This is a genomic window from Streptomyces sp. NPDC093568, assembly GCF_044764945.1.
In the GTDB taxonomy this organism is placed as follows: domain Bacteria; phylum Actinomycetota; class Actinomycetes; order Streptomycetales; family Streptomycetaceae; genus Streptomyces.
In genome coordinates, this window is sequence record NZ_JBIWJD010000009.1 from 215,354 (window position 1) to 228,019 (window position 12,666).

Genomic DNA, 12,666 nt, shown 5'->3' on the forward strand with positions numbered 1-12,666 from the left:
GTCTCCTTCGCTAGTCCGGCCCCATTCTGCCCTGCGGACCAGCGCCGGACTCGCCCGCCCTGACCGGGAGCGGATACGGCGGGGGAGTGCCCCCGAATTCCGGGCAGTGGGCCTGGTGGTCGCACCAGCCGCACAGCTTCGTCGGCCGGGGACGCCACTCGCCCGTCTCCGTCGCCAGCCGGATCGCGTCCCACAGCGCGAGCAGCTTGCGCTCGACCCGCTGCAGGTCGGCGAGGACCGGGTCGTACGTCAGCACGTCACCGCTGCCCAGATAGACGAGCTGAAGCCGCCTGGGCACGACGTTCTTCAGCCGCCAGACCACCAGGGCGTAGAACTTCATCTGGAACAGCGCGCCCTCGGCGTACTCGGGCCTGGGCGCCTTGCCCGTCTTGTAGTCGACGATCCGCACCTCACCCGTGGGCGCCACGTCGACCCGGTCGATGATCCCGCGCAGCTTGAGCCCCGAGTCCAGCTCGGCCTCGACGAACAGCTCCCGCTCGGCGGGCTCCAGACGGGTCGGGTCCTCAAGCCCGAACCAGCGCTCGACGAGCTGCTCCGCCTCACCCAGCCAGGCCGCCAGCCGCTCGCCCTCGGGATCGTCCGCGAACAGCTCCACGACCTCCGGCCGGCTCTCCCGCAGCCGGTCCCACTGACCGGGGATGAGCGACTTGGCACGCGGGGCGGTCCGCTCGGCGGCCGGCGCGTCGAAGAGCCGCTCCAGCACGGCGTGCACGAGCGTTCCCTTGGTCGCCGCGGCGCTCGGCTTCTCGGGCAGTCGGTCGATCACCCGGAACCGGTAGAGCAGGGGGCACTGCATGAAGTCGCCGGCGCGGGAAGGGGAGAGCGAGGTCGGAGGTATGACCGGGAGGAGCTTCCTGTCGGTGGGGGTGGATGTGGGTGTGGGAGCGGGCCCGGCGTCGGTCGCGGAGGTGTCCGTCGCCGCCTGCTCACCCGCCTCGGCCGGCACCGCGGTACCGCCCGCCCCTGCCGCGTTCTCGTCCGCCACCAGCCCTGTCACCGGTGCCGCCGCCGTCTGTGCCGCCGGTGCCTCCACCGGCGCGACGTCACCGCCGCCGTCCGGCGCGGCACCCTCCGTGCTCGTCTCCATGACCACAGACCTTACGGCCCGGCACTGACAGTGACCCCACTCCGGCCGTTACCTCCGGTACGCAAGGGGGAACTGAGGGGGGTGCCGGAGCGAAACGAGTCAGCACGGCCGCATACCATCGACCCGAGACCCTTCCGCCCGGCAGGCGCGGAAGACGCTTCGAACGAGGGGACACCGTGGACGAGAGCGGCGGGAGCGGGCAGCCGCGGTCCGGCACCGGCGAGTCGACCGAGCGCCGACCGGACCGGACGACCCCGGCCACCGATTCCACCCGCCCCGAGACCACCCCGTCCGACGAACAGCACGGGGAGAGCGGGCGGTTCGACGCGCCGGAGGACGCATCCGCGCGCGAGACCTCCCCGGCGGACGGTTCCGACTCCGAGGCGGGCGGCTCCGCCGCCGGCGACGAGCCCGGCGAGTACCCCACGAAGGACGCCGAAAGCACCCCCGCCCCCGGCGGCTCCGCCGAGCCCCGCACCCCCGACAGCCAGCCCGCCGGCGACGAGCCCTCCGGCCCAGGCGACCGCACCCTCGCCCAATCCGGCACCACCAAGGGCCGTCCGCCGCAGCGCCCCAAGGACCCCCGGGGCGGTCTGCTGATGGGACGGCCGTTCGGCGTCCCCGTCTACGTCGCGCCCAGCTGGTTTCTCGTCGCCGCGCTGATCACCTGGGTGTTCGGCGGACAGCTCGACCGCGTGCTGCCCGAGCTCGGAGCCGCCCGCTACCTGGTCTCCCTGTTCTTCGCCGTCGCCTTCTACGCCTCCGTCCTCGTCCACGAGCTCGCCCACACGGTCGCGGCCCTCCGCTTCAAGCTGCCCGTACGCCGGATCCAGCTCCAGTTCTTCGGCGGGGTCTCCGAGATCGAGAAGGAGGCCGAGACACCCGGCCGGGAGTTCGTCCTGGCCTTCGTCGGACCGCTGCTCTCCCTCGCCCTCGCCGGCGTCTTCTACGGCGCCATGCAGATCGTCGAACCAGGCACCGTGCCCGGCGTCCTGCTCGCGGGCCTCATGATCTCCAACCTGATCGTGGCCGCCTTCAACCTGCTGCCCGGCCTGCCCCTCGACGGCGGCCGCATGCTCCGCGCGGTCGTCTGGAAGATCACCGGCAGGCCCATGAGCGGCACCGTCGCCGCCGCCTGGGTCGGCCGCGCCCTCGCTGTCTCCGTCCTCGTCGGGCTCCCGCTGCTCACCCAGTCCGGCCTTCTCGGCTCCGACGCCGTCGACAACGTCGGCATGGACACTGTCCTGGACGCCCTGCTCGCGGCCATCCTCGCCGCGATCATCTGGACCGGCGCCGGCAACAGCCTGCGCATGGCCCGCCTGCGCGAACACCTCCCCGAGCTGCGCGCCCGCACCCTCACCCGCCGCGCCGTACCCGTCGAGAGCGACACCCCCCTCTCCGAGGCCCTGCGCCGCGCCAACGCCGCCGGCGCCCGCGCGCTGGTCGTCGTCGACGCCGACGGCAACCCCCACTCCCTCGTCCGCGAGGCCGCCATCGTCGGCGTACCCGAGCACCGCCGCCCCTGGGTCGCCGTCAGCGGCCTCGCCCAGGAGCTGACCGACGGCATGCGCGTCTCCGCCGAACTGGCGGGGGAGGACCTCCTCGACGCCCTGCGCGCCAGCCCGGCCACCGAGTACCTGGTCGTCGAGGAGACCGGCGAGATCTTCGGCGTCCTGTCCGCGGCCGACGTCGAGCGCGCCTTCGTCAAGGCCATGGCCCGCCCGAACTGAGCGGCCCGCTCCCAGGCGCCCGCCCGTGGTCCGCGGGCCCCCGAAACGCCGGTAGGCTGTTCACATGTCCGAACCGACCGGTGCCGCCCGCCGTCGCGGGCCCTTCAAGGTCGGGGACCAGGTTCAGCTGACCGACCCCAAGGGCCGCCACTACACGTTCACGCTCGAAGCCGGGAAGAACTTCCACACCCACAAGGGTTCCTTCCCGCACGACGAACTGATCGGCGCTCCCGAGGGCAGCGTTGTCCGCACCACCGGGAACGTCGCCTACCTCGCGCTGCGCCCCCTGCTCCCCGACTACGTCCTGTCCATGCCCCGCGGGGCGGCCGTCGTCTACCCGAAGGACGCGGGACAGATCCTCGCCTTCGCCGACATCTTCCCCGGCGCCCGCGTCGTCGAGGCCGGCGTCGGCTCCGGCTCGCTCAGCAGCTTCCTGCTGCGCGCCATCGGCGACCAGGGCATGCTGCACTCCTACGAGCGCCGCGAGGACTTCGCCGACATCGCCCGGCAGAACGTGGAGCGCTACTTCGGCGGCCCGCACCCCGCCTGGCAGCTCACCGTCGGCGACCTCCAGGACAACCTCAGCGACACCGAGGTCGACCGCGTCATCCTCGACATGCTCGCCCCCTGGGAGTGCCTGGAAGCCGTCTCCAAGGCGCTCGTCCCCGGCGGCATCGTGTGCTGCTACGTCGCCACCACCACCCAGCTCGCCCGGACCGTCGAGTCCATCCGCGAGATCGGCTGCTTCAACGAGCCGACCGCCTGGGAGACGATGATCCGCAACTGGCACATCGAGGGCCTGGCCGTCCGCCCCGATCACCGGATGATCGGCCACACCGGCTTCCTGCTCACCGCCCGCCGCCTCGCCGACGGGGTCGAGCCGCCCATGCGCCGCCGCCGCCCCGCCAAGGGCGCCTACGGCGAGGACTACGAAGGCCCCAACGCCGACGGCGGCTCCGCCCGCTGAGGCAGCCTCGTACCCATCCAACGTACAAGCGCTGCGGTCGAGTTCCCGGAACAGCCCCGGAACTCGACCGCGGCGCCTTTTCGTTGACCCCTCCGGTTGACGCGACACGCCCTGGACCGACCGCCTCGAGCGCGCCCTACGCCCCGCCCGCACCACCGCCCGCCGGACATTCGGCACGTGAACTCCACACCCCCGCCGTTCCCCCAGCATGTGACGTGTGGCACGATGCTGGCCACCCACCCCCACCGGCACAGCCCTCACAGGAGACGCTCCTAGTGCAGCAATCCGCCGTCCCGGAACTGGCACACACCCACACCCGCCCCATCCACTGGCTCGCCACCGCCACAGCGGTCGCCGGTGTCGTGGCGCTCTCCTCGGTCCTCCAGCCCCACGCGGCGACGGCGGCCCAGGCAGCCGGCCCGGAGACGAAGCACGCCCCCGCGGCGCTCACGCCCCCCGACCCGGCGCGCGTCGACTTCCCGCTCCAATGCGGCCCCGTGAAGGCGATCGTGGTCAAGAAGGCGAGCGGAGACCTCGACGGGGACGGCAGCCCCGAGACCGTGGCCGTCGTGCACTGCGACTCCCCGATGGGCACCCCGCCCGACGGTGTCTACGTCCTGACGCCCGCGAAGGACACCGCCACACCCCGCCTCGTCGCGACGCTCGTCGACCCGAAGGACAGCATCACCGTCAGTGACCTCGCGATCCGCGACGGAGCCGTCAACGCCGACCTGCTCGGCTACTCGTCGGACGACGTACCCCGTTGCTGCCCCGACGTGAAGGACAGCGCGAAGTGGCAGTGGAAGAATGGCTCGTTCGTCCGCTCGACACCGGCCGGTGCCCACAGCGTCTGACGCCCGCCACCGACGGTTGTGAGAAATCAGACAGTCGTAACAGCCCGTACAGACAAGGTCACTCGGCGTCCGGGCCGAACACCTCGACCCTGTCCGAAACCCGACGTACGTGGATGCACTCGCCCGGACACTCCTTCGCCGAGTCCACGACATCCGTGAGAAGCGGCAGCGGAACGGGCGTTGTGGCCCCCTTGGCCTGCAAAAGCTCGTCCTCGGAGCCCTTCACGTAGGCCAGACCGTCGATGTCCAGCTCGAACACCTCGGGCGCGTACTGGGCACAGATGCCGTCACCGGTACAGAGATCCTGGTCGATCCAGACCTCCAGCGCCTCACCCTCGACCCCGGCCGCCTGCTCCACGCTCATCTCTCCTGCCCTCTGCCTGCCCCGAGCCGGACGGGAATCCGGCCAGCTCTGACGGGTGTTGAACGGTTCGACCCTACCTGGAGCTGGGTTCCAATCATGTCCGGTGGGTATTCCCCTGGCGTGAGGGAGAGCGCAAGGGTGAAGATCGGACACACCCCGACCGTCTTTGTGATCTAGGGGTTTCAATCGACACCCACCCAGGTAGGGTCTGGAAGCGTCCAGCTCCCCTTGGAGGAGGTGAGGACCGTGGCAGCCCACGACGACGACATGAACCGCGGCATCCGCCCGGGACGAGGGTCCGACGACCCGGCCGGGCAGATTGCCTACCTTGAGCAGGAGATCGCCGTCCTGCGACGCAAGCTCGCCGACTCTCCGCGACACACGAGGATTCTCGAAGAGCGGATCGTCGAGTTGCAGACCAATCTGGCCGGCGTGTCCGCACAGAACGAGCGTCTCGCGAACACGCTCCGTGAGGCCCGCGACCAGATCGTGGCCCTCAAGGAAGAGGTCGACCGGCTCGCCCAGCCGCCGGCCGGCTTCGGTGTCTTCCTGCAAGCCAATGAGGACGGCACCGCCGACATCTTCACCGGAGGACGCAAACTCCGCGTGAATGTCAGCCCGAGCGTCGAACTCGACGACCTCCGGCGCGGCCAGGAGCTGATGCTCAACGAAGCCCTCAACGTGGTCGAGGCCATGGAATTCGAGAGCGTCGGGGACATCGTCACCCTCAAGGAGATCCTCGAGGACGGCGAACGGGCCCTGGTGCTCGGGCACACCGACGAGGAACGGGTGGTACGGCTCGCCGAGCCATTGCGCGGCGTGAACATCCGCCCCGGTGACGCCCTGCTGCTCGAACCCCGCTCCGGCTATGTTTACGAGATCGTTCCGAAGAGCGAGGTCGAGGAACTCGTCCTCGAAGAGGTTCCCGACATCGGCTACGAGCAGATCGGCGGCCTGGGCGGCCAGATCGAGGCCATCCGCGACGCCGTCGAGCTGCCGTACCTCTACCCGGACCTGTTCAAGGAGCACGAACTGCGCCCGCCCAAGGGCGTCCTGCTCTACGGGCCCCCTGGATGCGGCAAGACGCTCATCGCCAAGGCCGTCGCCAATTCGCTGGCGAAGAAGGTCGCCGAAGTCACCGGCGTGGCCGCGGGCAAGAGCTTCTTCCTCAACATCAAGGGCCCCGAGCTGCTGAACAAGTACGTCGGCGAGACCGAGCGGCAGATCCGCCTCGTCTTCCAGCGTGCGCGTGAGAAGGCCTCCGAGGGCACGCCCGTCATCGTCTTCTTCGACGAGATGGAGTCCCTGTTCCGCACCCGTGGCTCCGGAGTCAGCTCGGACGTGGAGAACACCATCGTCCCGCAGCTCCTCGCCGAGATCGACGGTGTGGAGGGCCTGCAGAACGTGGTCGTGATCGGTGCCTCCAACCGTGAGGACATGATCGACCCGGCCATCCTGCGCCCCGGCCGCCTGGACGTGAAGATCAAGATCGAGCGTCCCGACGCCGAGGCCGCCAAGGACATCTTCGGCAAGTACCTCACCGAACGCCTCCCGCTGCACTCGGAGGACCTCGGCGAGCACAGCGGCGACAAGTCGATGACGGTCCAGAGCATGATCCAGACCGCCGTCGAGCAGATGTACGCCGAATCCGAGGAGAACCGCTTCCTGGAGGTCACGTACGCCAATGGCGACAAGGAAGTCCTCTACTTCAAGGACTTCAACTCCGGCGCCATGATCGAGAACATCGTGGGCCGCGCCAAGAAGATGGCGATCAAGGACTTCCTCGAGCACAACCAGAAGGGCCTCCGCGTCTCCCACCTGCTCCAGGCCTGCGTGGACGAGTTCAAGGAGAACGAGGACCTGCCCAACACCACCAACCCGGACGACTGGGCCCGGATCTCCGGAAAGAAGGGCGAGCGGATCGTCTACATCCGCACCCTCATCACCGGAAAGCAGGGCGCGGACACCGGACGCTCCATCGACACGGTGGCGAACACCGGTCAGTACCTGTAAGAGACAGGGCGGCTGCGGGTGCCCTCACCGGGGTACCCGCAGCCCACTGTTTTTCCGGCGAACGCTCGGATCCAGCAATGACGCAAATGATCTCCCCACCAGGGCGAAGGCGCTCTAGGCTCTTCCGTACCGCCGAGTCGCGCAGTGCGGGGACGGGCACCGCACACGCAACCGAGCGCCAGCGGTATCTGCGCGGCGCCCACGACCGAGGGTGCCGCCGGGCAAGGAGGGCCGCATGACCGTACGGCGAGTAATGGGCATCGAGACGGAGTACGGGATCTCCGTCCCCGGCCACCCCAACGCCAATGCCATGCTCACCTCATCCCAGATCGTCAACGCCTACGCGGCGGCGATGCACCGGGCCCGGCGGGCCCGCTGGGACTTCGAGGAGGAGAACCCGCTGCGGGACGCGCGAGGCTTCGACCTCGCCCGCGAGGCCGCCGACGCCAGCCAGCTCACCGACGAGGACATCGGCCTGGCCAACGTCATCCTCACCAACGGAGCACGGCTCTACGTCGACCACGCGCACCCCGAGTACAGCGCGCCCGAGGTCACCAACCCCCGGGACGCCGTCCTCTGGGACAAGGCCGGCGAACGGATCATGGCCGAGGCCGCCGAGCGGGCCGCACAGCTCCCTGGTGCCCAGCCCATCCACCTGTACAAGAACAACACCGACAACAAGGGCGCGTCCTACGGCACGCACGAGAACTACCTGATGAAGCGGGAAACCCCCTTCTCGGACATCGTGCGCCACCTCACGCCCTTCTTCGTCTCCCGTCAGGTCTTCGCCGGAGCGGGCCGCGTCGGCATCGGTCAGGACGGCCACGAGCACGGCTTCCAGCTCAGCCAGCGAGCGGACTACTTCGAGGTCGAGGTCGGCCTGGAGACGACCCTCAAGCGCCCCATCATCAACACCCGGGACGAACCGCACGCGGACGCCGAGAAATACCGACGGCTGCACGTGATCATCGGCGACGCGAACCTGTCCGAGATCTCCACGTACCTCAAGCTGGGCACCACGGCCCTCGTCCTGTCGATGATCGAGGACGGCTTCATCGCCGTCGACCTGGCCGTCGACCAGCCCGTACGCACGCTGCACCAGGTCTCGCACGACCCGTCCCTCCAGCGCCTGGTCACGCTCCGCAGCGGCCGCACACTCACGGCCGTACAACTGCAGATGGAGTACTACGAGCTGTCCCGCAAATACGTGGAGGAGCGCTTCGGCGCCGACGCCGACGAGCAGACCAAGGACGTCCTCTCCCGCTGGGAGGACACCCTGAACCGCCTGGAGCGGGATCCGATGAGCCTCGCCGGCGAACTGGACTGGGTCGCCAAGCGCGAGCTCATGGAGGGCTACCGGCGCCGCGACGACCTCGACTGGGACGCAGCCCGGCTCCACCTGGTGGACCTCCAGTACGCCGACGTACGCCCCGAGAAGGGCCTCTACAACCGTCTGGCGGCCCGCGGCCGGATGAAGCGCCTGATGGACGAGGAGACCGTCGAGCGGGCGAAGGCGAAGCCGCCGGAGGACACGCGCGCGTACTTCCGCGGCCGCTGCCTGGAGCAGTACGCCGACGACGTCGCCGCGGCCTCCTGGGACTCGGTCATCTTCGATCTCCCCGGCCGGGACTCCCTCCAGCGGGTCCCAACCCTGGAACCGCTTCGCGGAACGCGAAATCACGTCAAGGAGCTCCTGGACCGCTGTCGCACGGCAGAAGACCTGGTCAGGGTCCTGTCGGGAGGCTGAGGGTACTCGGGCGGTGTCGGCCGGACGCCGGCTGGGCAGGGTGGAAAACCCGGCGTCCGGGAATCATCGAGATGGCCCCCGTACGTTGGAGAAACTGCGGGGCCGATGTCAGACCCGGCTTGTAGGGTCTGATCATCACCGATCGGCAGGAATGCCGACCTGTCGACCATGTCGGGCGAGATGAGCGGGGTGAGGGATATGGCAACCAAGGACACCGGCGGCGGACAGCAGAAGGCCACGCGCTCCACGGAGGAGGTCGAGGAGCAGTCGGCGGAAGCGCAGGCCTCCGAGGACGTCAAGGAGCGGCACGAGAAGCTGAGCGATGACGTCGACTCGGTTCTGGACGAGATTGACGACGTACTCGAGGAAAACGCCGAGGATTTCGTGCGCTCCTTCGTGCAAAAGGGTGGCCAGTAGAGGATTCGAGCCGCTTTCTCCTTCGGATCGAAGGTTGCGGGGGATGAGGGTGGCTGGGGATCCGAATGCCAAGCAATGCACGGGTTGCAAGCGAGACTTGCCTCCTCAGGCATTCGCACGGGACAAGAACCGGCGTGATGGCCTCCAGGTGCGATGCCGGGAGTGCGTGGCGGAGTACAGTGCCGCGCACTATCGGCGTCGCCGGGAGGCCATGGGGAAGTCGGTCCGGGAAAGCGTGGACGTCCCGGCCGGGCACAAGCTCTGCCGGACATGCAATGAAGTGAAGCCGCACAGCGAGTGGCACCGCAACGCAAGCGCGTCCGACGGCCTGTCGACGCGGTGCAGGGCGTGCCGGGCGATCCAGAGTCGGCGAGACCATCTGAAGCGCCAGTACGGCATCACCGAAGTCGAGCGCGAACAGCTGGTCGCCTCTCAAGGAGGCGTCTGCTGCATATGTTTGGCAGCCCTGCCCGAGCATGTGGATCACTGCCACGAGACGGGTAGGGTCCGTGGCGTACTGTGCTTCAGCTGCAACGCCGCACTGGGGCAGTTCAAGGATCGGCCCGACGTCATAAGGCGGGCTGCTGCTTACGTGGAAGGAATCGCGTGGAAGCCAACACTCGTAGCACCGGGCGTCTACCAGCTGCCTTCCTGACGCCTGGGTCGTCCTCCTTCATGGACTTCCTCTCCGAGCACCAGCCGGAGCTGCTGCCCGGCAAGCGTCAACTGCCGCCGACGCAGGGTGTGATCGAGGCGCCGCACGGCACGACCATCGTGTCCGTGACGTTCCCCGGGGGCGTCGTGCTCGCGGGTGACCGCCGCGCCACCATGGGCAACGTCATCGCGCAGCGCGACATCGAGAAGGTGTTCCCCGCCGACGAGTACTCGGCCGTCGGTATCGCCGGCACCGCCGGCCTGGCCGTCGAGATGGTCAAGCTCTTCCAGCTGGAGCTGGAGCACTTCGAGAAGGTCGAGGGCGCCCAGCTGTCGCTGGAGGGCAAGGCGAACCGGCTGTCGACGATGATCCGGTCGAACCTGGGCATGGCGATGCAGGGCCTGGCCGTCGTGCCGCTCTTCGCCGGGTACGACGTCGACCGGGAGAAGGGGCGGATCTTCTCGTACGACGTCACCGGCGGCCGCTCCGAGGAGCACGGCTTCGCCGCCACCGGCTCCGGTTCGATCTTCGCGCGGGGCGCCATGAAGAAGCTCTTCCGTGACGACCTGAGCGAGGCCGAGGCCACGACGCTCGTGGTGCAGGCCCTCTACGACGCGGCTGACGACGACTCGGCGACCGGTGGTCCCGATGTCGCCCGCCGGATCTACCCGATCGTCACCGTGATCACCGAGGACGGATTCCGTCGGCTGGGCGATGACGAGTCCTCCGAGATCGCCCGTTCCATCCTGGAGCGGCGTCTGGAGCAGCCCGACGGCCCGCGGGCCGCGCTGCTCTAGGCGGCCCGGTCTTATCAAGGTGATCCTGTGACTTCGACAGAAAGGGACGGATAACCGGTGTCGACGCCGTTCTATGTCTCACCCCAGCAGGCCATGGCCGACCGGGCGGAGTACGCGCGCAAGGGCATCGCCCGTGGCCGCAGCCTGGTCGTGCTCCAGTACGCCGACGGCATCGTGTTCGTCGGCGAGAACCCGTCCCGCGCGCTGCACAAGTTCAGCGAGATCTACGACCGGATCGGCTTCGCGGCCGCCGGCAAGTACAACGAGTACGAGAACTTGCGGATCGGTGGCGTCCGCTATGCCGATCTTCGTGGTTACACCTATGACCGTGACGATGTGACCGCCCGTGGCCTGGCCAACGTCTACGCCCAGACGCTGGGCACGATCTTCTCCTCCGCGGCTGAGAAGCCGTACGAGGTGGAGCTGGTCGTGGCCGAGGTGGGGGTCACGCCCGAGGGCGACCAGATCTACCGGCTGCCGCACGACGGGTCGATCGTGGACGAGCACGGCTCGGTCGCGGTCGGTGGCAACGCCGAGCTGATCAGCAACTATCTGGATCAGCGCCACCAGGACGGCATGAGCCTGGCTGAGGCCCTGAAGCTGGCCGTGCAGGCGCTGTCGCGCGAGTCGAACGGCTCTCAGCGGGAGATCCCCGCGGAGCGCCTTGAGGTCGCGGTGCTGGACCGTACGCGTCCGCAGTCGCGGAAGTTCAAGCGCATCGTGGGCCGGCAGCTGGCCCGGCTGCTGGAGGCCACGGGTGCGGCCACCGAGGCCGAGAGCGCCGACAACGGGGAGGATTCCGAGGAGTCCGGCACCTCCGAGGAGTAGTCCCGCCCGCTTCACCCCGCCTGTTCTGTGCCCCGGCCGACCGCTCGGCCGGGGCACAGGGCGTTCAGAGGGCTGTCACGGCGCGCTGGGCGGGGCTGTGGAGCCTCGTACGACGAGTTGGACGGGAATGTCGCCCTCCTCGGGTTCACGGCCTTCCAGGACCGCCAGGAGGGCTTGCATGCCGCGCTCGCCGAACAGCTCGGCGTCCAGTCGTACGGTCGTCAGCTCGGGGTCGATGGCGGTGGCGAGGGCGAGATCGTCCAGGCCGGTGACGGAGATGTCGTCGGGGATGCGCAGGCCGAGGCGTCGTACGGCCTTGTAGGCGCCGGCGGCGAGTTTGTCGTCGTCGCAGACGATGGCCGTGGGGCGCGGGCCCTTGGCGGCGAGGGCGTTCGCGGCGACGGCCAGGGCGGCGTCGATCGAGATGGGGGCGCGGACCGTGAGGAGCGAGGTGCCGGGCACCTCGCCGATCCGTGCGGCGAGCTCGCGCTCGCGTGCCTCGAAGGTCCAGGACGCGATGTCGGCGGCGAGGTGCAGGATGCGCCGGTGGCCGAGGCCCAGCAGGTGGTCGGCGACCTGGCGGACGCCGTCGGCGATGTCGAGGTTGACCGTCGCGGCGCCCAGGCTGCCCGCCGGGTCGCTGTCCAGCATGACCAGGGGGAGCTGGTCGCCGCGGATGGCGGTGAGGGCGTCGGCGGCCATGGAGGAGGCGATGACGCCGTCGAGGGCGGCCTGGGCGGAGGCGAACGGGTCGCGGGCCGGGCCGATGCCCTCGGGGGAGGGGTAGAGGACGACGCCGAAGCCGTGCTGTGCGGCGACGCGGGCGGCGCCGGTGTAGACGCCCGCGAAGAATTCGGTGGTGAGGGCGGGTACCACCAGCAGGACGGTGCGGGTGTGGCCGAGGCGGAGGTTGCGGGCGGCGAGATTGGGCCGGTAGCCGAGTTCGCGTGCGGCCTCGCGGACCCGTTCGGCCGTGGCCTCGGAGACCCGGCCGCGCCACTTGTCGCCGAGCACCAGGGAGACCGCGGCCTGGGAGACGCCCGCTGCCTGGGCCACGTCCCGGCTGGTGGGGCGGGCGCTGCCGTGTGCCACCGTGCACCTGCTTCGTCGTCTGGACTCGTGAACAGCGCACATGGTACGTATGACGGAGGACGTTATACGTAAAACTTCAGCGGAGGGCGGCGCG

12 protein-coding genes are annotated in these 12,666 nt (G+C 69.4%); 9 read left to right on the top strand and 3 right to left on the bottom strand.

Annotated features, from left to right (window positions below):
* Positions 1-10: 10 nt before the first annotated feature.
* The gene (locus ACIRD7_RS32295) at positions 11-1,108 is read right to left on the bottom strand and encodes a RecB family exonuclease (protein WP_403459159.1); all 1,098 of its coding nucleotides are present in this window, start codon (positions 1,106-1,108) and stop codon (positions 11-13) included.
* 176 nt (positions 1,109-1,284) lie between these two features.
* Here ACIRD7_RS32295 and ACIRD7_RS32300 point away from each other — a divergent pair, with 176 nt between their 5' ends.
* The 3 genes from ACIRD7_RS32300 (at position 1,285) to ACIRD7_RS32310 (ending at position 4,659) form a co-directional block, all read left to right on the top strand.
* Complete coding sequence (locus tag ACIRD7_RS32300) at positions 1,285-2,838, top strand: site-2 protease family protein (protein WP_403459160.1); 1,554 nt, start codon at positions 1,285-1,287, stop codon at positions 2,836-2,838.
* 64 nt (positions 2,839-2,902) lie between these two features.
* The gene (locus tag ACIRD7_RS32305) at positions 2,903-3,805 is read left to right on the top strand and encodes a tRNA (adenine-N1)-methyltransferase (RefSeq protein WP_403459161.1); all 903 of its coding nucleotides are present in this window, start codon (positions 2,903-2,905) and stop codon (positions 3,803-3,805) included.
* 275 nt (positions 3,806-4,080) lie between these two features.
* Positions 4,081-4,659, top strand: a complete 579-nt coding sequence (locus tag ACIRD7_RS32310) for a hypothetical protein (RefSeq protein WP_403459162.1) — start codon at positions 4,081-4,083, stop codon at positions 4,657-4,659.
* Positions 4,660-4,717: 58 nt separating this feature from the next.
* On the opposite strand, the gene ACIRD7_RS32315 is transcribed toward ACIRD7_RS32310, so the two are convergent.
* Positions 4,718-5,023, bottom strand: a complete 306-nt coding sequence (locus ACIRD7_RS32315; RefSeq protein ID WP_403459163.1) for a ferredoxin — start codon at positions 5,021-5,023, stop codon at positions 4,718-4,720.
* Between the two features lie 246 nt (positions 5,024-5,269).
* Between ACIRD7_RS32315 and arc the strand changes: the two genes are divergently transcribed.
* From arc to prcA, 6 genes are all read left to right on the top strand, one after another.
* Positions 5,270-7,036 carry a proteasome ATPase gene (arc, locus tag ACIRD7_RS32320; RefSeq protein WP_403459164.1) on the top strand — a complete coding sequence of 589 codons (1,767 nt, stop codon included), beginning with the start codon at positions 5,270-5,272 and terminating at the stop codon, positions 7,034-7,036.
* Between the two features lie 235 nt (positions 7,037-7,271).
* Positions 7,272-8,783, top strand: coding sequence for a depupylase/deamidase Dop (gene dop, locus ACIRD7_RS32325; protein WP_403459165.1), 1,512 nt, complete (start codon positions 7,272-7,274; stop codon positions 8,781-8,783).
* Between the two features lie 198 nt (positions 8,784-8,981).
* On the top strand, positions 8,982-9,200 hold the full coding sequence (locus tag ACIRD7_RS32330; RefSeq protein WP_403459166.1) for a ubiquitin-like protein Pup: 219 nt from the start codon (positions 8,982-8,984) through the stop codon (positions 9,198-9,200).
* Between the two features lie 43 nt (positions 9,201-9,243).
* Entirely contained in the window at positions 9,244-9,855 is a 612-nt protein-coding gene (locus ACIRD7_RS32335; protein ID WP_403459167.1) for an endonuclease VII domain-containing protein, read from the top strand.
* Positions 9,807-10,652, top strand: a complete 846-nt coding sequence (prcB, locus tag ACIRD7_RS32340; protein WP_403459168.1) for a proteasome subunit beta — start codon at positions 9,807-9,809, stop codon at positions 10,650-10,652. Before ACIRD7_RS32335 ends, prcB begins: the two co-directional genes overlap by 49 nt.
* A gap of 57 nt (positions 10,653-10,709) precedes the next feature.
* A complete protein-coding gene (gene prcA, locus ACIRD7_RS32345) occupies positions 10,710-11,480 on the top strand; it encodes a proteasome subunit alpha (protein ID WP_403459170.1) in 771 nt (256 codons plus the stop codon).
* A gap of 75 nt (positions 11,481-11,555) precedes the next feature.
* Here prcA and ACIRD7_RS32350 read toward each other — a convergent pair whose 3' ends face one another.
* The gene (locus ACIRD7_RS32350) at positions 11,556-12,572 is read right to left on the bottom strand and encodes a LacI family DNA-binding transcriptional regulator (RefSeq protein ID WP_403459171.1); all 1,017 of its coding nucleotides are present in this window, start codon (positions 12,570-12,572) and stop codon (positions 11,556-11,558) included.
* Positions 12,573-12,666: the final 94 nt, after the last annotated feature.

What these genes read in the sequence shown, in the direction of transcription:
- ACIRD7_RS32305 (WP_403459161.1), top strand. Translation starts at nt 2,903, where the DNA reads ATGTCCGAACCGACCGGTGCCGCCCGCCGTCGCGGGCCCTTCAAGGTC.
- ACIRD7_RS32335 (WP_403459167.1), top strand. Translation starts at nt 9,244, where the DNA reads ATGAGGGTGGCTGGGGATCCGAATGCCAAGCAATGCACGGGTTGCAAG.
- ACIRD7_RS32315 (WP_403459163.1), bottom strand. Translation starts at nt 5,023, where the DNA reads ATGAGCGTGGAGCAGGCGGCCGGGGTCGAGGGTGAGGCGCTGGAGGTC.
- ACIRD7_RS32295 (WP_403459159.1), bottom strand. Translation starts at nt 1,108, where the DNA reads ATGGAGACGAGCACGGAGGGTGCCGCGCCGGACGGCGGCGGTGACGTC.
- ACIRD7_RS32330 (WP_403459166.1), top strand. Translation starts at nt 8,982, where the DNA reads ATGGCAACCAAGGACACCGGCGGCGGACAGCAGAAGGCCACGCGCTCC.
- dop (WP_403459165.1), top strand. Translation starts at nt 7,272, where the DNA reads ATGACCGTACGGCGAGTAATGGGCATCGAGACGGAGTACGGGATCTCC.